The organism is Amygdalobacter indicium (assembly GCF_029101545.1).
GTDB lineage: Bacteria > Bacillota > Clostridia > Saccharofermentanales > Fastidiosipilaceae > Amygdalobacter > Amygdalobacter indicium.
The window spans coordinates 442,622-464,983 of sequence record NZ_CP118866.1 but is presented as its reverse complement, the minus strand read 5'-3'; the positions used below and the strand labels follow the sequence as shown (position 1 = coordinate 464,983).

Here is a 22,362-nt window from a genome sequence, read left to right as displayed (position 1 = left end):
GCCTCAAAGAGAGACGGTAAAAGGGATTACAAATATTACGCAAGAATCAATCACTTAAAAGCGTCCGGTTCCCGATCATTGCCTTCAAACTCATTGTCGCTATCAGAATCGTTCCGTTTGACCGCTTTTCTTTTACTTTTGCCGTTCGGGCTATTTTTGCCTTTCTTTTCCGCGCCATTCGCCGTACTATCTTCTTTATTGTTGTCATCTTCAGCCTTATCTGCATCTTTTTGTTTTTCTTCTTTGGCTGAAGTGTTTTTCTCAGGTTTGGCCTCGCTGAATGTCAATTTAATCTTCTTAGTCTCACCTTGACGCCAAACTTCAAGTTCAACCGTATCACCGGCTTTATAACGATCTTTAATAGCATTCAAGGTTGTTGAATTTTTGGTAGGCTCACCGTTCATTTTGGTTATAATATCGTGTCTGCGTAAACCGGCTGCTTCGGCGGCGGAATCTTTATCAACGGCAACAATATAGACACCTACGGGCATACCGTATAATTCGGCGTTACTTTCGGAAACATCCGTTACTCTTATGCCCATAACCGGTCTGCCACTGACATAGCCTTTTTTCAACAACTCGCTGATTATTCTTTTGACAGTGTTGGACGGAATAGCGAAACCGATACCTTCTACCCCTACGCCGTCACGGGATGATGCCTTGGCCGTATTTATACCGATCAGTTCGCCGCGATTATTCAGCAAAGCGCCGCCGGAATTACCGGCATTAATGGAAGCATCCGTCTGAATTACATTATTCAATCTGGTTAATTTACCGCTTTGCGCAGATTTAGTGTAAACTTCACGATTCAAACCGGAAATTATTCCCTGGGTCACCGTACCTTCCAGGTCACCTAAAGGATTGCCGATGGCAATAGCTTTTTCGCCGATCTCGACTTTTTGCGAATCGGCAAGTTTGATATAGGGAAAAGGTCCTTTTTTGTCGGTTATCTTCAGTACCGCTAAATCAGTTCTGGCATCTCCGGCTACCAACTTGGCTTTGTGCGCAGTATCATCACCGGCTAAATTGACGGTAATTTCTTTCGCGCCTTCAATTACGTGATAATTAGTTACAATATAACCGTCCTTATCAATGATTACGCCGGAACCGGCTCCCGTCACCTTGTCTTTGCCCCAAAAATTCTGGACTTCTATTTCCGTTTTAATAGCAACAACGGCCGGGATTGCTTTTTTCACCACCTGTTGCGTGCTTAAACCGCCGCTTGCCAGCTGTTCTCCGCTCGTCGTATTATCCTGATTTTCAAAAGCAGCTGCATGCTGAGCGCTTCTGTTATCAGAACTCTGATTGGCTAATAAGTTATTGTATTTTTGCAGCAAAATGAAGTTGGAAAAAAGCGAAAAAGCTACACCCGCAATTATAAGAACGGCAAAACTGATTTTCCAAAATTTCGCTCCCGCGTTTTTCTTAACAGACGGCATATTTTTCGACATTTGCTCACAAAAAGCCTGATAATCAAAATTATTATTATTCTCATCCTGCATATAATCACCTTATTCCTTTGAACTTTAATTCGCTCTTAGTATAACAATGAAATTTGACTTTATTGCAAATAAAGCGCCGACTAAGTGGTATTTTATTGTTGAAGCAGCTGTAAACGCTTACGCAGAAATCTTAGCCGATTAATTAAAACTATTAACACCGACGCATCAAGTGCCAGAACAACTGCTGCCAGAGAAAATAAAAAAGTCGCCATCGCCGGCAGGCGATTAAATTCGTTACTATAAGCTTTAACGATAAATAAGCAGGTCAAAAAAGCACCGACAAAAAGCGCCGCACAAATGTATAACAAGTTCAATAAGCGGTGTTTTTGTAAATTCAAAGCACCTTGCAAAACTATTCTGCTTACATTGTTCTTACATTCAGGACAAAGTAAATCTTTCTGTTGTCTCCATTGCAATTGCAGCGACCAGACAGATTCCTGTCGACAAAACGGGCAAGTTACAACAAATTCTTCCTTGCTTGTCGTTTTCACCATTTTCTTCTCCCTCCTTCTTCGAACAGCGTCAACTATGAAATAACTGCCACTATTAACAGGAATAATGGCAGTTTGGATTAATCAAGCAAATCATGTCGCTTGCCGCATTAATAGATAATACCTCTATCGGGGTCCAACGTGGCAATAGAGCCGTTTTTCAAAATCTTAGTGGCATTTTCACAGCCGACAAGGACCGGAATATCCAAAATTGAACCGGCGATCTTCGTATAATCTTCCGAACCCTGTGATTCAACCACCAGGGCGGCAGCTCCTCTGATAATCGGCAAATGTTTTTCACTGATGCGCTTAGCTACAATTATTGTACCGTGAGGCATCTCCAGATTCTCCACAAAGTCGGTGCTCTTCAAGACCATAATTTCTCCGGTAACTTTATGATTACCGTAGCCCAAGCCTTTAGATAAAATATTGCCGACATTCTGAACCATCAAGCTGTTGGTCGTGCCGCTCAAACCTAAAGGTTTACCGCATGTTTCAACAACAACATCGCCTTTGGTGACAATACCGTTCTGCTCCGCCAAAGCGATCGATTCGGCAAATAAATCATCTTCCTTGTTCGCAATTTTCACCAAAAAAGCCTGAACACCCCAAGCTAACTGCAAATTTCTTAAGACCCGTTCGGAAACTGTGGTTGCAACAATCGGGCAGGCGGGACGGAAACGTGATATAGCACGGGCTGTACGTCCCGACATAGTGACCGTCATAATGGCTTTGGCATTCAAGTCCATAGCCGTGGTGCAGCAAGCATGGGAAATTGCCGTCGAAACTGAAGGAAGTTCGCTGTGACGTTCCTGCTCGAAACGTTTCCAGTAATCTATCTTAGATTCGGTAAAGCGGGCAACTTTGTCCATCATCTGTAAGCTTTCAACCGGATATTTACCGGCTGCCGTTTCACCTGAAAGCATCGTAGCGGATGAACCGTCATAAATAGCATTGGCAACGTCGGTAACTTCAGCTCTTGTCGGGCGCGGATTTCTAATCATCGAATCCAACATCTGGGTCGCTGTTACACAAGGTTTGCCCGCCTTATATGTAGCATGGACCATCATTTTTTGGACAGCCGGAACTTCTTCCACCGGGATTTCAACGCCCAAATCGCCGCGGGCAATCATAATACCGTCGGAAACTGCCAGAATTTCGTTAAAGTTCCTGACACCTTCCCGGTTTTCAATTTTAGAAATAATTTCATAATGAGCGGCACCGTATTCTTTCAGGATACGTTTAATAGCAATAACATCCGCGGCCTTACGAATAAATGAAGCTGCAATAAAATCAAAATCGTTGGTTGCGGCATATTTCAAATCTTCCACGTCTTTTTCGGTCAATGCCGGCAAATTAGTATTAATTTCAGGCAAGTTGATGCTCTTGTAATCAGAAACCGGACCTGAGTTGGTGCAGACACAATGAATATCGCGGTCTTCAATGCTCTCAACCCGCAAGCCGACCAAACCGTCATCAATCAAGATTTGGTCTCCTTTTTTCAAGTCTTTATCCATGTCCTTATAGCTGACGGAAAATTTTTCCGCCGTACCTAAAACATCCTCATGCGAAATAACGACTTTCGTGCCTTCCTGCAAATTAACGCCTTTATTAACAAAGTGACCTGTACGAATTTCCGGTCCTTTAGTATCCATCAAAGCCGCAACAGGCATATTCAACTCTTTACACAAACGTCTTAACATAGCCAGACGCCGCCCGTGCTCCTCATATGTTCCATGAGAAAAGTTGAAACGGGCAACGTTCATACCGTTGATAATCAACTTCCGCAGAACATCTTCATTGTCGGTAGCCGGTCCCAATGTACAAATGATTTTTGTCTTACGCTTATTCATAATGCAACCTCTTATTCATTTGAATTTTCAATTTATTTTTTGTTAGGCACTTTATTGCGTCCGGCATCGTTTCGGCGTTGTACCTGACTGATATGCTGTACCAGGCTATGTAACCTTGCGGGGATTGTAATAGTTTTGTTGCGTACTAAAACCCGTCCGAAGTCAACACAGATCCACATCACATCGTCAGTTACCGCTTGTAACCAGCGCAACAACTTAAAATAGAGGAAAGGTAATGTTATACATAAGCAGAGCAATATTATCCCGATAACAAAAGCAATAAAAGCCAAAACGGCGGTACTGGCAAAAAGGCCGGAAGTTTGATATCTCTCAGTATAATATTCAATCGCCGTACCGACAGTATCATTCAAAAATACGGTCATAGAATTTAATGTATTGCTGAAATCAATATCCAAGCTAGGTGCCAGCCACTTGAAAAAGGCTAAATAAAGCATCAGATATTTGCAAAACTGCACAAATAAAATTATAAAGCGCACAAGCAAAGAACTGCGATAATAAATAACGCACAACAAAGGAGAAATTAAAAAGAGTAAAGAACCCAATAATAACCAATTCAAATGATTATCGGCAATTAAAAACGGCGTACCCGACGTATTGATACGGTAAAAAGCATATAACAGGTACAACCAGAAAATCAAAGAAATCAGCAAGTTGACACCTGTATGTTTCCTTGTTTGATAATCAGTATCGCTCCACATAGGTCCAAGCAAAGCGCCTTCTAAAAAATCCATGCACAACCTCCTACTCCATTTATATTTTAACAGAAAAGGCGTGACATAAATATTAAAATATCAAGAATTAGCTGCTGTAATTGTTTTTGTCAGCTAATAACTTAAGAAAGTGCCCGTTTTTGTGCCGAATCGCTCAGGATGTTTTCAGTCATTCAGCTGTTACTTCGTTTTGCCGTCGGGTGTTTGTGTTAATCGGTGCGAGTAAGTTGAACTTCAGCATACAATGAAGCAATTTCCGCTTCATCCAACTGTCTGACCGCTCCGACGGCCATATCCTGTAAAGCCAACGGACCCTCCTGCAGACGCAGCAAACGTTTTACAGTATAACCGCAAGCGCTCAGCATTCTGCGCACCTGATGAAATTTCCCCTCCTGTACCGTAATTTCGGCACTTGTAGAATTCAGGCGATGAAATTCGGCCGCCAGCGTGACAAAGTCTCCGAGATTAATTCCCTGGGCAAATTCAGTTTGAACAAGCTGCGCCGCCGTTGAAGACATTTCCGGTTCAAAATCGACATAATATAATTTCCGGATTTTCCATTTAGGTTGGGTCAGGCGATGAATCAACTCGCCGTCATTCGTTATCAGCAAAAGGCCTTCCGAATATTTGTCCAATCTGCCGACACAACTGAATTTACGGCTGCGATAAGCAGGCGGAAGATAATCCAAAGCACAAGGTACACCTTCAGCTTCGGGCATCGATAAAACACCCGCCGGTTTGTTCAGCAAAAATACGGTTTTGGCATAAAAATCTATTTTTTCTCCCCGATAGCAAATATACGGTAAGTCAGCAGTATTAATTTGCAAATCGGCTTTAAGTACGACCTGACCGTGCAGGGTAACTTGTCCCTGACGCAAAATTTTCTTAATTTCGCTTCTTGTTCCCAGGCCTCTATCTGCCAAAACCTTATCCAGTCTCATTCTATCTTCTCACAGTTTCAGGCTTAAGCAACAACTTGTCGCCGGACTTTGTCGGCAAATGCCGATGCAAATAATTAGCCAATGCGGACGTTTCGAACTTGCCGACAACAGCGGAAGAAATCATCGTTGTCATTAATGACCATGCAACATTGGCCAAAGGTAAATAACTTATCGACAATCCTAAAACGATTAAATCCAAAGCCATGTATGTCATGCCCATCGGCACTTTCAATTTATTAAATAAAAGCAAAACGAAAGCATCGTCGCCGCTGGTGGCAAAGCCCAACAAAACGACAAAAGAGCAGCCGACGCCGATACTTAAGCCGCCGATAACGGCAGCTAAAGCCGGATAAGCGGCCAAGCTGGGCAAAACAGGTCCTATCGCCATAAAAATCTTCAGCATCAAAGCATAAAGGGCGGCGGAGAACAATGCCTTTTTTATAAACATTTTTCCTAATAAAGAAAAAGCTAATAAATAAATTGTACTGTCCGTTATTAAGCCCCAATAAGAAGGCTCCAAGCCGCTGAAATGGGCTAAAAGTAAAGACAATCCCAGCATTCCGCCCTCGGTTATTTTGGCTTGCATATGTATATTTACCATAGCAAAAGCCATTAAAGAACAGCCAATAAAAAGGCTGAAAAAAGAAACCTTATCCAGGCCGAAATGACGTTCAAAAAACTTCAGCATATAACACCTCATACCGGTTACGGTATCGGGGACGCACACCTTAGCAAAACTTAAAGTTACCTAAGCTCTAAAAGGTTAGGTCTCCGGTTCTCAGATGGTGATTGATGATATTTGTTTGCTGATTTTTTCTTGTAAAAACTCTGCCTCATTTGAACTTTTTCTCTGCCGCCAACCTACATCAGGATTGACGTAGCGCTTTGAATCGTTCAAAGTAGTAACAGATAAAAACTACTCGCCTGACAAAATAACAGTTAAAAAATTTCTGCTACAGCAGACGGTAACCATCGCGCGACTTTCTAAATCGCTACTCATGCTATTATAATGCCATATATCGGGGAAATTGGCAAGTAATTCTAATTTGCCTGCCGTTATAAGCAGCTCAGCGGCTCATAATAATAAAAAAAAGGCGCTTCACTTTTCGTTTTTCCAATGTTGCCGAAGAGAAAGCGCCGAATGTGCACAAAATTTTATTTATTATATCGTTGTTGCTGTGATTGCAAAAATTCTGCATCACTGAAGTAATCAATACGCATAGCTTTTTTGACTTGAGCTAAAGTTGCAGCTGCCTGCCGTTCGGCCGTTTCGGAACCGGAGCGCAAAATGTCATAAACATCGGCCAAATTCTTACTGAGCTGCTGCCGTTTTTCTCTAATCGGACGTAAAACATCTTCCAAAACAGCTAAAAGGAAGCGTTTTACTTTAACATCTCCCAAGCCGCCGCGCCTATAATGCTCTTTCATTTCTTCCAGATTTTTATATTCCGGGCAATATTCAGCGAAATGAGCGTCCACAGCAAAAGCATCCAGGTAAGTAAAAACGGTATTGCCTTCAACTCGTCCCGGATCTGTCACTTTCAAATGCGTAGGATCGGTGAACATCGACATTACCTTCTGCTTAAGTACATCCTCTTCATCCGCCAAATAAATGCAATTACCGAGTGATTTACTCATTTTGGCCTTACCGTCGATACCCGGCAGGCGATTGCAGACGGAATTCTTCGGTAAAACAGCTGTAGGCGATACTAACACTTCGCCATAAATACTGTTGAATTTGTCGACTATTTCCCGACACTGCTCAATCATCGGCAGCTGATCTTCACCTACCGGTATAATATCGGCTTTAAATGCTGTAATATCGGCAGCCTGACTGATAGGATAATTCAGGAAACCGGCAGGAATGGAAGTTTCAAAGTCGCGCAGTTTTATTTCATTTTTCACCGTCGGATTACGTTGCAGCCGGCTGACTGTAACCAAGTTCATATAATACATTGTCAATTCACATAATTCCGGAACAGCCGATTGGACAAAAAATGTCACTTTTTGCGGATCCAGACCGCAAGCCAGATAATCCAAGGCTACTTCCAGAACGTTATCCCTGATTTTAGCGGGATTTTGAGCATTATCGGTTAAAGCTTGAGTATCTGCAATCATCACATACATTTTATCGACGTTGCTGCAATTCTGTAATTCCACCCGCCGTCTTAACGATCCGACATAATGACCTACATGCAGTCTGCCTGTCGGTCTGTCTCCTGTCAAAATTATATTACCCATTCCGAGTTCCTCCCAAAAATGTCAATTAATTCCTAAGTTTAGCACAAAATAAACGGTTAAGAAAACGCCGACAAATACAGCTGCCGCTTTGATTGCCGCTGCTAAAGGCAAAAACGGTAAGGCGAAAAATCCCGGCATAATTAGCAAAAGCAAAATAAATGCTGTCAGTAAAACTGTTATTAAAACAAATCTTCGGCAATTGAAAGGACGGGCGGAATAAGTTAATAAAGCGAAGGCGGACGCAGCTAAAGTTAAAAGCACCGCCCAACTGCGCATAACTGCAAAAGTCGGATAATGCTGCAGCAAAAATTCCCATAAGCAAATATACAAAAAAGCAATAAGTGAAGGTATTAAAGCCCGTTTATATACATCCCGCCAAAAGTCGCCTTTAACTTTGGCTTTATTAGCCTGCAAAGTCAGAAAAAAGGCCGGAATACCGATGGTTAATGTAGAAATAAGGGTTAAATCCACCGGGTACAACGGATATTTCAAAGGCAAGCATAAATAAAGCAAACACAATAAAGATGAATAAAAAGTTTTAGTTAAAAACAAAGAGGCAACTAATTTAATGTTGTTTATTACACGGCGGCCTTCATAAACTGCTGCAATCAAATGCGCCAATTGATTATCCAAGAGCACGATATCGGCGCTGCGTCTGCAGGCATCCGCTCCGGCGCACATGGCGACGGCACAATCGGCTTTTTTCAAGGCCGGAATATCATTCACCCCGTCGCCTGTCATAGTAACGACATTGCCGGCGGCCTGATAAGCGGCCAACAATTGCTTTTTTTTGTCCGGGACTGACCCGACCGAATAAGTTATAATTCCGAATTAAATAGTCATAATCGGCTTCTGCACCGTAGGAACTTAAATCGCAGGCCGTCAAGGCAAAGGGAAAGTTTGCTTTGGCCGCCAAGGCGCGAACAGTTTCGGGATTGTCGCCGGAAATAATTTTTACATCGACATTCTGCGCTTTGAAATAGTTGAAAATTCGGGCAGCATCCGGACGGATGCCGTCAGTCAGCAAAATCAGGGCAAGAGGTTTTATCTCCGCCTGATTTTCTTTTTCCGCCAATAGTAAAACTCTATACGCCAGGCGACTCAGCTCTTTTAATCGGGGCTGTAATTTGCTTAAAGCCGGTGTTTGAGCCAGAATAAACTCGGCTGCGCCCAAATAATAGGTGACCTGCGGCCATCTTACGGCCGTATATTTTTTCTCGGAAGAAAAAGGTATCAGTTCTTCCCAGACACCTAATTTATCCTGCCAATCCCGTATTATAGGGGCATATTTTCCGAAAGCATTATTAATCGCCGCTGCCGTTAAATTATCAACTTTATTGGCCTGTAATATATATAAAGCCAAAGCTGCCAGATTTTCTTTTCCCTCCATCCCCGCCGGCGTAATATCACTGCAAGTTTCCGCATCACAAAGCAGAATCCCGCTCACTTGCATGCGACCGTCGGTAATTGTTCCTGTTTTGTCCAAGCATAAAATATCGGTAGATGCCAAAATCTCGACTGCCGCCGTTTTTTGCAATAGGCAATTGTTTTTACCCAAATTGAAGGCAGCCAGCGCAAATGCCACTTCCGTCAACAAAACCAAACCTTCAGGAATCATTCCGATTATTGCTCCGGCAGTCAGTACCAGCGTATTCGGCCAATCGTAAGATGTATAATAATTTTTCATGAAAATTAAAAAGAACAGCGGTAAAGTTATCGCCGCTAAAATGCTTATAAGTTTGTTCAGACCGAGACGCAGACGGGAGTTTTCCTGTTTCACAATTTTGGCATTCGCGGTAAGCAAAGCGGCAAAAGAATTATCTCCCACCAGACAGGCCTGAATCCAAGCCTCCCCGGCCGTACAAAGCGTACCGGCGTAAACTATATCATCATTTTTTTTGCTGATCGCTTCCGCTTCTCCCGTCAGTAAAGCTTCATCTACTATTATTCCGTCAGTTTGAAAAATAATTCCGTCTACCGGTATTTGCATGCCGCTTTTAATTTCCAGCAAATCATTTTCTAAAAGTTCAGAGCTTTTTATTTGTTCAATTTGCCCTCGGCGCTTGACTGAAACTTGCGGTTCAACTAATATTGCCAACTTATCGAGCAATAATTTCGCTTTGATTTCCTGGTATATGCCGATAATCAAGTTAAACACTACCACACCCATAAACATACCGTTTTTTATATAGGTGAATTTATAAGCGGCAGCGATAAGAATAAACAGAGCTAAAACGAAATTAAGTAAATTAAAAACGGTGAATAAATTTCTCCTGATAATACTGCCGACTGTTGCCGTCCTACCGGCAGAGCTGCGATTAATTTGTTGTTTATCCTGTCGGCAGGCGATTGCCGCCGCATCCAAACCGGCTGCCGTCAAAGGCAGCGCATGGGACTTAATGTTTTTTTGCCAAGTCAACAAATCAGGAATTTTCCGGTCGGATTGCATACCGGTTAATCCCTTTTTCATATTAAATCCTCCTGCAAAACTAAAGTCAGACGTTGATGTTGCGGCTGCAACTTGGTCAATTTAACTCCCGCTGCCCGTAACATTCGTCTGGAAGCCTGCATATAAGGTTCCTGCGCATGCTTGTCCGACAAATAAATAACTTCTTTTATCCCCGACTGAATAATAGCCTTGGCACATTCATTACAAGGAAAGAGCGAGACATATATACGGCAATTTTGAAAAATGGTGCCCGGATTATTTAATATGGCATTTAATTCGGCATGACAAACATAAGCATATTTCGTGTCTATAAAATCGCCTTCTTTGGTCCAGGGAAAATCATCATCGCTGCAACCGATAGGGAAGCCGTTATAGCCGGTAGACAAAATTTTATTTTGTTGATTAACAATGCAGGCTCCCACTTGCGTACTGGGATCTTTACTTCTTTTGGCCGCCAAAACGGCAACCGCCATAAAGTATTCATCCCAATCAATATGTTCCTGTGTTTTCTTTTCCTGCATAAGCTTATTCCTCAAAGTTGATATTATCTGTTGTCTCTGCCCGCAGTATCCGGAGCCGGACGGCCGGAGCCGTTTGATCTGCCGGCTTGGCGGGAATCGTCCGAATTGTTCAATCTGTTGGAATTGTCGGAGCTGGCCGTAGAAGCGGAATTCTGTTCATCACGATCAGTGCTGTCAGGCTCCTCCTCACTTCTATGTCTGCGCAATAAGGGGCGACGGCGCGACCGGTGTTTGCGTTCGGAGCGATTATCGTCCGTATTGCCGTCATTGTCGTCCTGATTCTCCCGCTTATCCTTGTCGCCATCCTGATCGGAAGCATTCTCGTCATCGTCATCTTCCAATTTCCAATAGTCTCCCGGATAGGCCTTTTCCTTATCGTCATAATATTGTTCCAAATCTTCTTCACTGGAAACGGTCTTAGGCTCCAGCGGCGAATCTTTGACGAAATATTCTTTCTCGACATAGTTGTTTTCTACTTCAACTTCACTCGGCAATTTACCGGTTAAAGTAGATATGGAATGTTCGACAATATTATCCGGTCTAATCCAATCTTTCGGCGGTTTATCACTATGAATCCGCTTCATTACATCTTGCCAAATATGGACAACGTTACCATTATCCGCTTCGGAAATTTCAGTAGTTTTCAAGCGGTTATCAAAGCCGTACCAGGTGGCTGCGGCATAATAAGGCGTGTAACCGCAGAACCAACGGTCGACAATAGAATCTGTCGTACCGGTTTTAGCGGCTACCGGAATTTTTTGGCCTTGAGCATTTTCAATTCCGCGCACATTCCACAAATAAGCCAAACCGGCAGTATCGTTGGCCGATACGGCGCCTTCAAAGTAACCTTCCAACATTTTAGTCGTCATAAAAGCTGTTTGCGGACTGTAAACATTCTGCATATGCGGCTTGGATTCAAGTATTGTATTTCCTGTCGCATCTTCAACTTTAGTAAACGAAGTCGGTTCGATGTATTTACCGCCGTCAGCTAAAACTTGATAAGCTGTAGCCATCTCCAACGGACTTACACCGTAAGTCAAAGCGCCCAAAGCCAAAGACAGCCACGACTGATCATCTTTCAGTTCCATGCCTTCCATATGCAGATACTCTTTCGCCTTCGGTACGGTCAATTTTTGAATTAATTTTACGGCAACGACGTTGTTTGACTGTTTCAAAGCATGTCGAACTGTCATCGGTCCGACGTGGCGACGATCAACGTTGTTCGGCCATTCTTCCTGCGGCTTATCTTTATTGAGGAATACAGGTTCATCGACGATCATCGAAGCACCGGTAATCAAGCCCTCTTCAATCGCCGGCGCATATACGGCCACCGGTTTAATAGATGAACCGGGTTGACGGCGAATATCCGTAGCTCTGTTAAGATAAAAGTTACCTGTTTTCTCACCGTAGCCGCCTGCCAGACCGACAATTTTGCCCGTTCCGACTTCAATTATCGCCATACCGGCCTGAGGTTTCTCCGGCTCATTCACGAAAGCTGCCGGATTTTTCTGGAATAACTTGACATTGTTGAAGGTCGCATCAATATCACTCTGTATTTTGGCATCAAAATTGGTATAGATACGCAAGCCGCCGGAACCGACAAGTTTATTGGCCAGTTCAAGAGAATAACCTTTTTCTTTCTGTAAGGCCCGCACAACTTGACGATGTACATACTCTATATAATAAGTGTTAATGACTTGTGAGCCGGCGCCGTCTTTGTTCTGGCGGAATACCAACTCGGTATTTAAAGCTTTTTTGTAAGCAGCTTCATCAATAAATCCCTGTTCGAACATCTTGAGTAAAACTTGTCTTTGCCGCCGCAAAGCATTTCTCCGACCGCTTTCACGTAAGGGATTGTATGTAGCCGGACTTTTGGGAATGCCGGCCAAAAAGGCACATTCTTCCAAAGTTAAATCTTTCGGTTCCTTGTCAAAATAAGCTTTGGCTGCACTTTTTATACCGACATAGGAATTTGCCATGGGCACAAGATTCAGGTAGTTCTCCATGATCTTGGATTTACCGAGTTCCTGCGTCAATTTTATCGCTCTATACCACTCCTGCACCTTTCTTTGGGCACTGGTACGGTTATCTCCTGTTAAAAGTTTAACTGTTTGCTGGGCGATAGTCGAACCGCCGTGACTATTCTCCAAATCGAAGATAAACCCGGCAACAGCGGATAATATACGTCTGGGGTCTATACCGATATTGGTCGCAAAGCGCTGATCTTCAACAGCTATAAACGCTTTGGCAATATAAGTGTCTGCCACTTCACTCAATGCGACATAATCACGATCAATATTTTGCGAACCCGTCTGCTTGCCGATTTCCTTGCCGTCTTTATCGTAAAAATATGAAGTTTGAGCACCTTTGGCCAACAAAGACGCGGAAATGGGCTCAGTTGTTGCTACATAACCGACAACTATTCCCAGGCCGATGGAGCCGAAGAAAATAATCAAAGCCAAGCAACAGACCAACAATAACTTAATTACGCGAAAAAAGCCTTTAGATAAGGCCGCTGCCACCGGTAAAGAATAAACCGAACGGGTCGGACGACCTTTGACTCTTTTCTTCATATTCCGTTCCAAATTCAGTCGCAGGGCTTTAGCTTCAGCAATCTCTTTGTCCGATAAATTTTCCAGTACTTCCTGATAATCCGCTCCGTTATTCATATTATCGACGCTTTTTTCAAATTCCGGGGTTTTATTTTGAGGAGGCAAATTGCCGCTGCGCACAAAGGCTCGCGTCTCCTGTCCTATATTATCGGATTTCGACTCTGCACTTTGGCGAAAAGCCTGTGTTTTATCTAAATTATTTTCCTTAGCTGCTTTTTCTGTCAGCTCATTGCTATTTTTCAGCATTTCTTCCTCCGCTGCTATTCAACTTAGCTTATTTTACCAAAGTTTAGGGCGGAGAAAAAGTAAAAAAAGTCTAAAAAGGGTAATGCATAAATATTACTGCGGTAAAGAATATACATGGTCAAACATTTTTTGATAATCATTTGTTCGATTGTGACTGATCAATACTAATGTTCTATCTGTCTGCAACAGAAGTTTCGTTAACTCCAGCTCCCTGACACTATCGACATTGGCAAAAATCTCATCCAATAAAAGTATTTCTTTAGGTGAATTAAGAGCACGGGCAAGGGCAATTTTGGCCTGCTGTCCCTGACTTAAGTTCCGACCGCAAAAATCCACCTGCATATCCACAAAATCGCCTACCGCTTGCTCAGCCAAGCCGGAAACGGTACCGTCGACAGAACTGATTGCCACATTATCACGCACAGTCGCTTTAAATGCTTTAGACGCGGCACTGTAATAAACCAAATTACTGATGTCCGTTCGCGCAATATCCCGGCCGTCAAGAAAAAACATGTTCTTCGGTCGCAGAAGTTCTCCTGCCAGCAATCTCAGCAAAGTAGATTTACCGGAAGCGTTATCTCCGATCAACAAATATTTCTTCCCCCGCTCTATACTTAAATTCCCGGCCGACAAATGAAAATTACCGATTTGATAATCTAAATCACGCACCTGTAAATTCTTAAAATTGGAATTTTCCGGAAGAGCATAAGTTTCAGTTGGGAAAAATTCGGCCAATCTGTTTATTAAATGCCCGGCAGAACGAATATTAATAATCTGATAAATAATATCACGCGTCGGTATAGCGACCAAATCGACAAAAGCCAGCATCGCAATCAACGATGATAAAGCAAGTTGTCCGCTTGCAACCAGAAACAAACCGAGCGCAAATGTTACAATATTAATCAGATACAAACTTGATGCTGAAAAAATATTGCTTAATGAGATACAATCACCTAATGAACGTTGCGTTTTTTCAAAAGAAAAATTATAGGCTGCAAAAATTTTTTCAAATTTCGGTTGACTATTTCTGTCATAAATCTCATTTGCCGCCAATAAATCGTTCAGTGCATCTAAAAAATAGGCCTCAGCCTGACTGAAATTTCTCCGTTCGACACTTAATTTATCACCAAGCAGCTGCGGTATAAGAAGTGCCAAGGAACAGACAAGCAGCAAAACAAGTGATAATATCCGATTAAGGTAAACCATATAAGCCAAATAAATTAAAAGTGAAACTATACTGACTGCCAACTGCACGTAACACAATATATAATTGACGTAGATATTCTCCAAATCATTCGTCAAAGCGTTAATATAACGACCTGTTTTCTGCTGATTGAAAAGATAGTGCGGCAAACGCACAATTGTTTGAAAAAGTCTCATTCTTACATCCAAGCCGTAAACCTGTTGCAACTTATTAAAACTGATTTTCTTCGCATACTCGGTCAACAAAAATAAAATAACAGCAATAATATAGACAGCGGAATAAACAGCGGCTTGCTTCAGACTCAATCGGGCATAGCTGTCCAAAACAACCTTGGTCATATAAGGAACAATCGAAATACAAGCGACACTCAATCCGGTAAAAAACAGCACAGAAAATATTACTCGCCTGTATTGCCAAAAACAATGTCTAAAATTCATGAAGGTTTTCTCCTTTCAGGCGATATATTCGCTCTCTCAATTTCCAACCATTAATTGTTAATAATAATAATAATATCATAAAATAAAAGTTCTGTTATAAAAATGTTTCTGCGGGCGCAGCAGCGTTTTTGCGAAGTTCGAACAAAAAATGACACATAAATATTATACGGTTAAAAATAATTATTTTGTCTGCCTATTTCCGCTATTTAGTGAAAAATGCCGTTTCAGCTATTCAAATACTCTATGTAGTGTTAAACTGAAAAGGAAAGGATAACTTATTCAGTATGAACAATCGACACCAAAATCATTCTGCCGGATTAAATTTTATTTTACCGCGTGCAGCCTTATTAGCTACCGCTATTTTATGGGGAACATCTTTAACTTTTGCCAAATTCGCTATTGACGACGTACCTACCAACACTTTATTGGCTTGGCGTTTTACGATTGCCGCTCCGATTACCGCTTTAATTTTTTATAAGAAATTAAAGAATCTCAAATTAACAGATATATTGATCGGATTTTTAGGCGGCACGTTACTTTATACGTCGTACGCTTTGCAAACTTTCAGTATTAATTTCACCACTCCGGGCCGAGCTGCTTTCTTAAATGCAACTTACTGTGTTTTTGTGCCTTTTTTAGCTTATTTGATTATGCGCTCCAAATTGGACCGTTTCAATATAGCAGCATCCGTCTGTACCTTTGTCGGAGCCGGTCTGATCGGCATGACAGGTAACGCTGTCACCGCAATTCAGGGGACTTCCGCCGTTTCGGTCCTGACGGGAGACGGTATCGCTTTAATAAGCGGTATATTATTCGCTTTGTATATTATTATGGTCGGTAAATACGCCAGGAAAACCGATCCTATTCTTTTGACTATCGTCCAATTTTTCACAGCCGCTGTCGAAGCCTGGATTTGCAGCCGGGCTTTGCGGGAAACTATAAGTACCGCCTTGGATTATAAAGTTATTTCCAGCGTTATTTACTTGGCTGTTGTCTGCACCATACTGGCGCTTTTATTACAGAATATCGGTCAAAAATATACAGAACCGGCAACCGCGGCTATTTTACTGAGTACGGAATCTATTTTCGGCTTGATTTTCCCTGCCTGCTTCGGGATGGAAGCAATTACCCCTTTAGTTATCTTAGGTTTTGCTTTGATTTTTCTGGCTACTATTATTTCTGAAACCAAGTTAAAATTTCTCTGCCGCCGGCAAAAGCGGAAAGACTTGGAGTAAGCGGCGCACTCTGTTAAAGTTTGCTGTTAAATTTTACCGCAGATTAATATGACCCAAAAGGAAGATTGCCGCCAAGCCGTAATAAGTTACGACCGCAACCAAATCATTAATAGTCGTAATTAAAGGACCTGAGGCTACTGCCGGATCTACGTGAATACGGTCGAAGAAAATCGGCGTCAAAGACCCGACCAGGCCGGAAACCAGCATAGCTATACATAAAGCCAAACCGACACAGACGGCTATCGGCAGAGCGTGTAAAATCAAGTAACCCTTAAACAGCGTCAGATAGAAAGTTACTAAGATCAGGGACATACCGCCCAAAATCAGGCCGTTAATCGCCCCGATTTCCAACTCCTTCAACATAAAGAAGAACTTCTCCCGGCCGGTAATATTCTTATCCATCAAAATTCTGATAGTCACAGCCAGAGATTGCGTGCCGACATTGCCCGCCATATCCAAAACCAAGGATTGGAAACTCATAATAATAGTTAATTCCATTACAATCTTCTCAAATAACCCGACGACACTGGAAACGCCCATCCCCAGAAACAGCAATAAAATCAGCCAAGGTAAACGCTGTATGGCACTGCGTAATAAACTCTTATTATCTTCCTCTTCTGCTGTCAAACCGGCGAATTTGGCATAATCTTCACTCATTTCATCATCAACGGCTTCAATTACATCCTGGGCCGTGATTACACCGACCATCTCTTCTTTCTGATTCAGGACCGGTAAAGAGTCTTCCGAATAATTTTTCAGGTCTTCAATACATTCTTCTATTTTCTCGTCAACCCGTAAAAAAGGATAGTTTCTCTGGATAATACTTTCCAAAGCGGTATTTTCCCGGGCAATAATTAACTTTCGCAAATCGATAGCACCGTAATACTTATCATTTTCATCTTTGACGTATATAGTGCTGACATTGTCGTTTTCTTCAGCCTGTTTAATCAAGCGACGCATTGCACTTTTTACCGTCACATTATTAGGTATTAAAATGTAATTGGTCGTCATCATATTACCGATCGTATCTTCTTCATATGAACGAATTAATTTAACGTTTTTGGAAGCCTTATCGCCCATCAAAGTTAATAATTTTTCTCTGACCGGAGCACTGTCGATTTTTTCCAAAATATCAACAGCATCATCGGAATCCATATTGGCCAGAATTTCGGCAGCATCGGCAATCGGCAACGTTTGAATTTCTTCCGCCCCGTCGTCCAAATAAGAGAAAACATCGGAAAAGCGCTCTATTCCCAGAGCTTTGAATAAGTTTTCCCGTTCCGCATCGGTTAAATCGTGCAAAACTTCGGCAATATCACGGTCGTGGAAATCTTCGAGCCGTTGTCTGATTTCAATTAACGGCAAATCACTGCGAACAATATGCAAAATGTTCTCATAGCTCATATTATCAATCGGTTTATCATTGTTCATATTGTTCTCTCCGTCCGTAACTTCATGCTTTCATTATAAATCTTTTAGCAGCAATTTCTCCGGCCGCAAAATAAAATATTTATTTGAATAAAGTTATTTGTCGCTCCTGCAAATCGGCACTTTTCAAAGTTATACCGCTTGTTCCCAATTTATGGACGCGATGTCTTTCCCACTCGGTTTTATCGGTCAAATCGTTCAACGGTATAAAATCGAGTATTTGAGCCTGTTTTCTCAATTTTAACACCTGATCGCCGCGGTTGGTCCGAGTGCTCTTGCGATTAATCAGATCCAAATTAAATAATACAGCTTTGGCCTGATCGCTGATCAGCACGAAATCGCGTTGCTCACCTGCTGTATCCGGGGGCAAATAATAAACAGCAATAACCGGACTGTGCGTACTGACTGCCTTTATAAGTTTCTTTCTGTTTTGCTTCGTAGCGTAAGCTGCAAGTTCAACTCTACTTACTCTGCCGTCGGCATAAGCAGCAGCAATTTCTCCCTTATAATCCGACGTTATCAACATACCTACAATTTTTTCATCTGCAGCCAAGCTCAACAAATTAGGCAAATAGGTTCCCCAATCTGAAGGCTTGTCATCGTTCAAATCGGAAAGCTTTAATTTGTACAAATTGGCTTGGGAACTGAAAAGCAAAAGTTCCTGTTTATTACTACCGCTTTGCATTTGCCATATTTGATCATTTTCCTTCAATTTCAACTCGGCCGTACTGCGCAAAGAGGTTAAAGCTAATTTTTTCAAATAACCGTCTCGCGTCAGGAAAACGCGCAAATTGAAGTCTTCAATAAAGTCGGCATCGCTGACTTCAGTTATATCGGCCGCCGCTATAATTTTCGTTTTACGCTCCTGCCCGTATTTATCGGCTATCGTTTTCAATTCTTTAATTATCAGAGCATTCAGCTTGGCCGTTTGCGCCAAAGTTGCGGCAATATCGGCTAAATCATCAGTTATTTTGCGCTTTTCTTCCAAGCGTTGCAAAATATGTTCTTTATTTAATTGTCTTAATTTGATGTTGCAAATATACTCCGCCTGTTCCGCATCCACAGCAAACGCTTCCATTAAATTGGGAACAACAGCATCATCTTTTTCCGTATTTTTTATTATATTAATGGCTTTGTCGATATCGAGCAGAATTTCGGCTAAAGCTTGCAGCAGATGCAGTTTAACCTGCAATTTACGTTCTTGAAAAAGCAAACGCCTTTTCACGCAATTTCGCCGGAATTTCAACCATTGGGCAATAATAGCTTTGACACCTAAAACTTGCGGACAGCCTTCAATGAGGACATTAAAATTGCACGGGAAACTGTTCTCCAACTCGGTTAAGGAAAACAATTTCTGCATCAATTGTTCCGGATCGGCCGTTTTGCGATAATCAATAGTGATACACAAACCGTTAATGTCCGTTTCGTCACGGACATCCGTAATTTCTTTGATTTTACCGCTTTTGACCAGTTCGGCCAATTTATCAATAATGCTTTCAATCGTCGAAGTATAGGGAATTTCCCGGATTTCAATGCAGTTATCAGCCTTATTGATCGTATATTCGGCCCGTAATTTGAAGCTGCCGCGACCACTGTTATAAATTTCCCGCATTTTACTTTCATCGTAAATTAATGCTGCTCCGGAAGCGAAATCCGGCGCCGGCATATACTGCAACAGGTCACAACCGGGATCATTAATGTATGCTATGACAGCCCGGCAAACTTCCTGCAAATTGAAGGAACAGATATTGCTCGCCATGCCGACGGCAATACCCTGATTGGCGTTAACCAGTATTCCCGGAAAAGCTGTCGGCAAAAGCGTAGGTTCCGACATCGTCCCGTCATAATTGGGCACAAAATCGACCATATCTTCATCTATGCCGCGAAAAATTTCATTGGCTATAGCATCAAGTTTGACTTCCGTATAACGTGGCGCCGCCGATTGCATATCCTTGGAATATTGCTTACCCATGTTACCTTTGGAATCAATATAAGGATGCAACAGGGTTTCGTTACCCCGAGTCAAACGAACTAAAGTATCGTATATCGCCTGGTCACCGTGGGGATTAAGTTTCATGGTTGCGCCGACCACATTGGCCGATTTGCTGCGTGCGCCGTTAAGGAGTCCGGCCTTATACATCGTATACAAAAGTTTACGATGGGCCGGTTTGAAACCGTCTATTTCCGGAATTGCACGGGAAATAATGACGCTCATAGCGTAGGGCATATAATTATTTTGCAAAGTTTGGCCGATAGGTTCCAAGCTCACGCTGCCGGCAGCTTCTGCTAAATACTGCAATTCAGACGGATAGCTGACTTGGTCTTTAACGCCGCTTTTTCCGACCGCCTTATCTTGTGATTTTTTCTTATTTTTCATATCCGTATTCTCTCTTAATTAAGCCACAATTTCGTTTAATCCAAATCCAAAAGTTCCAAATAATTATGTCCGTTGGCGGCAATGAATTCTTTCCGGCCGTTAAGATTATCACCCAGCAGCAAATCGAATATCTCCTGCATTTCAGCTTCCGCTTCGTCGGTAACTTGAATAAGACGTCTTGTTTGCGGATTCATAGTTGTACGCCACATCATATCCGGTTCGTTTTCACCCAAGCCCTTGGAACGCTGTAACTTACAATTCGCCTGTCCCAAACTTTTCAGCAAAGCGGCTTTTTCTTTCTCGTCATAAGCAAAGTAAGTAATACTGTCACCTTTACCTTTCGGCATATAAGTTATTTCGTAAAGCGGCGACTCGGCTATATAGACTTTGCCCATTTTCAGCAAAGTGGGGACTAAACGGTAAAGCATCGCCAGAACTAAAGTGCGAATTTGGAAGCCGTCAACATCAGCATCGGTACAAATTATTATTTTATTCCAACGCAATAAATCCGGGTCGAATTCACCTACGCCCTTTATTTGCTTATGCTTAAGTTCGACGCCGCAACCTAACACCCGCACCAAATCCATGATTATATCGCTCTGAAAAATTTTGCTTAAAGGGGCTTTCAAACAGTTCAGAATCTTACCTCTAAGCGGAATTACGGCCTGAAACTCGGCATCTCGCCCCAGTTTGACGGAACCCAAAGCCGAATCGCCTTCTACGATATACAACTCCTTGCAATTCGCGTCTTTGCTGCGACAATCAATAAATTTTTTTATTCTATTGGTAATGTCAACTTTTCCCTGTAATTTACTTTTAACCGTTATCCGCTGTTTTTCGGCACTTTCACGGGCACGCTTGTTAATCAGCACCTGCTCCAGAACTTTATCAGCCACAGCTTTCTGCTCAATAAACCACAATTCCAAATGTGATTTCAAAAGTTCCGTCATAAAATCCTGAATAAAACGATTGTTGATCGCTTTTTTGGTTTGATTTTCATAAGAAGTACTGGTAGAAAAAGAATTGGTAACCAATAATAATGAATCGGCAATATCCTGAAAAACAATTTTTCCTTCGTTGTTTTTGTATTTATCCCGTTCTTTGCACACTTTATCAAAAGCGTAAGTAAAAGCCTGCCGACACGCTTTCTCCGGTGAACCGCCGTATTCCAACCAACTGGAATTATGATAAAATTCCTGGCGCGGATTATGATTATTAAAAGCGAAAGCCACTTCAATTTTAACATCATATTCCTGTCGATCAGCTTTATCTCTGCCGCGGCCCTGTTCTGCAAAAGTAAAAACGTCGCTGATACCGTTATCGGCATTGAGTTCCTGCAAATATCCTTCTATGCCGCGTTCATAGCAGTAGTGTTCTTCTTCCCCCGTATTCTCATCAATAAAGGTAAAAGTTACTCCGGCATTAACTACTGCCTGCTGTTTCAGGACCAGACGAAAATAATCTGCCGGAATTTTCACATCCGTAAAGACTTCAGTGTCGGGCAAAAAGCGCTGAAAAGTTCCCGTTTTTTTGCTTTTACAGGGGCTTTTGTGCAAACCGCCGATGTTTTCACCCTTTTCAAAATGCAATTCGTAAAGAAAGCCGTCCCGCTTAACCTGTACGTCGAAATAAGCTGACGCATACTGTGTTGCGCAGGCTCCCAAGCCGTTAAGCCCCAAACTGTAGCTGTAATCTTGACCTGCAGCATTGTTATACTTGCCGCCGGCATACAATTCCATGTAGACCAGCTCGTAATTATATCTTTGCTCCCGTTCGTTATAATCCAACGGTATACCGCGGCCGAAATCTTCCACGGAATAAGAACCGTCTTTGTAACATTTAACAATTATTTCCCGACCGAAGCCTTCTCTGGCCTCATCTATAGAATTGGATAATATTTCAAAAAAAGCATGTTCGCAGCCATTCAGATCATCCGAACCGAATATAACGGCCGGACGCAAGCGGACACGCATGGCGCCTTTTAACGCCGATATAGATGCATTATCATATTGTTTTTTCACTATTGCCGCCTCATTATGTCAATTGGAATCGCCTAACTGCGTCCTGATGTAAAGCTGAAAAAAGCCGGTGCAC

General features: G+C 42.2%; 16 protein-coding genes. 1 reads left to right on the top strand and 15 read right to left on the bottom strand.

Going from position 1 to position 22,362, the window contains the following annotated elements; translation table 11 throughout:
* Nucleotides 1–50 precede the first annotated feature (50 nt).
* The 12 genes from PYS60_RS01900 to PYS60_RS01845 all read right to left on the bottom strand — a co-directional run bounded on the left by PYS60_RS01900 (nucleotide 51) and on the right by PYS60_RS01845 (nucleotide 15,228).
* Complete coding sequence (locus tag PYS60_RS01900) at nucleotides 51–1,502, bottom strand: S1C family serine protease (RefSeq protein ID WP_315570342.1); 1,452 nt, start codon at nucleotides 1,500–1,502, stop codon at nucleotides 51–53.
* Nucleotides 1,503–1,594: 92 nt separating this feature from the next.
* On the bottom strand, nucleotides 1,595–1,996 hold the full coding sequence (locus PYS60_RS01895; RefSeq protein ID WP_315570340.1) for a hypothetical protein: 402 nt from the start codon (nucleotides 1,994–1,996) through the stop codon (nucleotides 1,595–1,597).
* 107 nt (nucleotides 1,997–2,103) lie between these two features.
* Entirely contained in the window at nucleotides 2,104–3,846 is a 1,743-nt protein-coding gene (pyk, locus tag PYS60_RS01890; protein ID WP_315570338.1) for a pyruvate kinase, read from the bottom strand.
* A 32-nt stretch (nucleotides 3,847–3,878) separates the two neighbouring features.
* A complete protein-coding gene (locus PYS60_RS01885) occupies nucleotides 3,879–4,598 on the bottom strand; it encodes a hypothetical protein (RefSeq protein ID WP_315570336.1) in 720 nt (239 codons plus the stop codon).
* Between the two features lie 188 nt (nucleotides 4,599–4,786).
* A complete protein-coding gene (locus PYS60_RS01880) occupies nucleotides 4,787–5,518 on the bottom strand; it encodes a pseudouridine synthase (protein ID WP_315570335.1) in 732 nt (243 codons plus the stop codon).
* A gap of 1 nt (nucleotide 5,519) precedes the next feature.
* Nucleotides 5,520–6,206 (bottom strand): YitT family protein, encoded by a 687-nt coding sequence (locus PYS60_RS01875; RefSeq protein ID WP_315570333.1) that lies wholly within the window; start codon nucleotides 6,204–6,206, stop codon nucleotides 5,520–5,522.
* A gap of 467 nt (nucleotides 6,207–6,673) precedes the next feature.
* The gene (gene trpS / locus PYS60_RS01870) at nucleotides 6,674–7,759 is read right to left on the bottom strand and encodes a tryptophan--tRNA ligase (protein ID WP_315570331.1); all 1,086 of its coding nucleotides are present in this window, start codon (nucleotides 7,757–7,759) and stop codon (nucleotides 6,674–6,676) included.
* A gap of 21 nt (nucleotides 7,760–7,780) precedes the next feature.
* Nucleotides 7,781–8,500, bottom strand: coding sequence for a hypothetical protein (locus PYS60_RS01865; protein ID WP_315570329.1), 720 nt, complete (start codon nucleotides 8,498–8,500; stop codon nucleotides 7,781–7,783).
* Nucleotides 8,478–10,229 carry an HAD-IC family P-type ATPase gene (locus tag PYS60_RS01860; protein WP_315570327.1) on the bottom strand — a complete coding sequence of 584 codons (1,752 nt, stop codon included), beginning with the start codon at nucleotides 10,227–10,229 and terminating at the stop codon, nucleotides 8,478–8,480. The genes PYS60_RS01865 and PYS60_RS01860 overlap by 23 nt, the downstream gene beginning before the upstream one ends.
* Complete coding sequence (locus tag PYS60_RS01855; protein WP_315570325.1) at nucleotides 10,226–10,729, bottom strand: deoxycytidylate deaminase; 504 nt, start codon at nucleotides 10,727–10,729, stop codon at nucleotides 10,226–10,228. Before PYS60_RS01855 ends, PYS60_RS01860 begins: the two co-directional genes overlap by 4 nt.
* Before the next feature lie 23 nt (nucleotides 10,730–10,752).
* Nucleotides 10,753–13,587, bottom strand: coding sequence for a transglycosylase domain-containing protein (locus PYS60_RS01850; RefSeq protein ID WP_315570324.1), 2,835 nt, complete (start codon nucleotides 13,585–13,587; stop codon nucleotides 10,753–10,755).
* 93 nt (nucleotides 13,588–13,680) lie between these two features.
* Entirely contained in the window at nucleotides 13,681–15,228 is a 1,548-nt protein-coding gene (locus PYS60_RS01845; RefSeq protein WP_315570322.1) for an ABC transporter transmembrane domain-containing protein, read from the bottom strand.
* Nucleotides 15,229–15,512: 284 nt separating this feature from the next.
* On the opposite strand from PYS60_RS01845, the gene PYS60_RS01840 reads away from it, so the two are divergent.
* Nucleotides 15,513–16,463 (top strand): DMT family transporter, encoded by a 951-nt coding sequence (locus tag PYS60_RS01840; protein ID WP_315570320.1) that lies wholly within the window; start codon nucleotides 15,513–15,515, stop codon nucleotides 16,461–16,463.
* Between the two features lie 33 nt (nucleotides 16,464–16,496).
* Here the strand turns inward: PYS60_RS01840 and mgtE are convergent, their stop codons facing one another.
* From mgtE to PYS60_RS01825, 3 genes are all read right to left on the bottom strand, one after another.
* The gene (gene mgtE / locus PYS60_RS01835; protein ID WP_315570318.1) at nucleotides 16,497–17,894 is read right to left on the bottom strand and encodes a magnesium transporter; all 1,398 of its coding nucleotides are present in this window, start codon (nucleotides 17,892–17,894) and stop codon (nucleotides 16,497–16,499) included.
* Between the two features lie 79 nt (nucleotides 17,895–17,973).
* Nucleotides 17,974–20,118, bottom strand: coding sequence for a DNA gyrase subunit A (locus tag PYS60_RS01830; RefSeq protein WP_390866548.1), 2,145 nt, complete (start codon nucleotides 20,116–20,118; stop codon nucleotides 17,974–17,976).
* Nucleotides 20,119–20,303: 185 nt separating this feature from the next.
* Nucleotides 20,304–22,241 carry a toprim domain-containing protein gene (locus PYS60_RS01825; RefSeq protein ID WP_315570818.1) on the bottom strand — a complete coding sequence of 646 codons (1,938 nt, stop codon included), beginning with the start codon at nucleotides 22,239–22,241 and terminating at the stop codon, nucleotides 20,304–20,306.
* Nucleotides 22,242–22,362 lie beyond the last annotated feature (121 nt).

Bases quoted from the DNA above. Each gene is read 5' to 3' on its own strand.
- PYS60_RS01900 (WP_315570342.1), bottom strand. From the start codon at position 1,502: ATGCAGGATGAGAATAATAATAATTTTGATTATCAGGCTTTTTGTGAG.
- PYS60_RS01895 (WP_315570340.1), bottom strand. From the start codon at position 1,996: ATGGTGAAAACGACAAGCAAGGAAGAATTTGTTGTAACTTGCCCGTTT.
- pyk (WP_315570338.1), bottom strand. From the start codon at position 3,846: ATGAATAAGCGTAAGACAAAAATCATTTGTACATTGGGACCGGCTACC.
- PYS60_RS01885 (WP_315570336.1), bottom strand. From the start codon at position 4,598: ATGGATTTTTTAGAAGGCGCTTTGCTTGGACCTATGTGGAGCGATACT.
- PYS60_RS01880 (WP_315570335.1), bottom strand. From the start codon at position 5,518: ATGAGACTGGATAAGGTTTTGGCAGATAGAGGCCTGGGAACAAGAAGC.
- PYS60_RS01875 (WP_315570333.1), bottom strand. From the start codon at position 6,206: ATGCTGAAGTTTTTTGAACGTCATTTCGGCCTGGATAAGGTTTCTTTT.
- trpS (WP_315570331.1), bottom strand. From the start codon at position 7,759: ATGGGTAATATAATTTTGACAGGAGACAGACCGACAGGCAGACTGCAT.
- PYS60_RS01865 (WP_315570329.1), bottom strand. From the start codon at position 8,500: ATGACAGGCGACGGGGTGAATGATATTCCGGCCTTGAAAAAAGCCGAT.
- PYS60_RS01860 (WP_315570327.1), bottom strand. From the start codon at position 10,229: ATGAAAAAGGGATTAACCGGTATGCAATCCGACCGGAAAATTCCTGAT.
- PYS60_RS01855 (WP_315570325.1), bottom strand. From the start codon at position 10,729: ATGCAGGAAAAGAAAACACAGGAACATATTGATTGGGATGAATACTTT.
- PYS60_RS01850 (WP_315570324.1), bottom strand. From the start codon at position 13,587: ATGCTGAAAAATAGCAATGAGCTGACAGAAAAAGCAGCTAAGGAAAAT.
- PYS60_RS01845 (WP_315570322.1), bottom strand. From the start codon at position 15,228: ATGAATTTTAGACATTGTTTTTGGCAATACAGGCGAGTAATATTTTCT.
- PYS60_RS01840 (WP_315570320.1), top strand. From the start codon at position 15,513: ATGAACAATCGACACCAAAATCATTCTGCCGGATTAAATTTTATTTTA.
- mgtE (WP_315570318.1), bottom strand. From the start codon at position 17,894: ATGAACAATGATAAACCGATTGATAATATGAGCTATGAGAACATTTTG.
- PYS60_RS01830 (WP_390866548.1), bottom strand. From the start codon at position 20,118: ATGCCCTACGCTATGAGCGTCATTATTTCCCGTGCAATTCCGGAAATA.
- PYS60_RS01825 (WP_315570818.1), bottom strand. From the start codon at position 22,241: ATGCGTGTCCGCTTGCGTCCGGCCGTTATATTCGGTTCGGATGATCTG.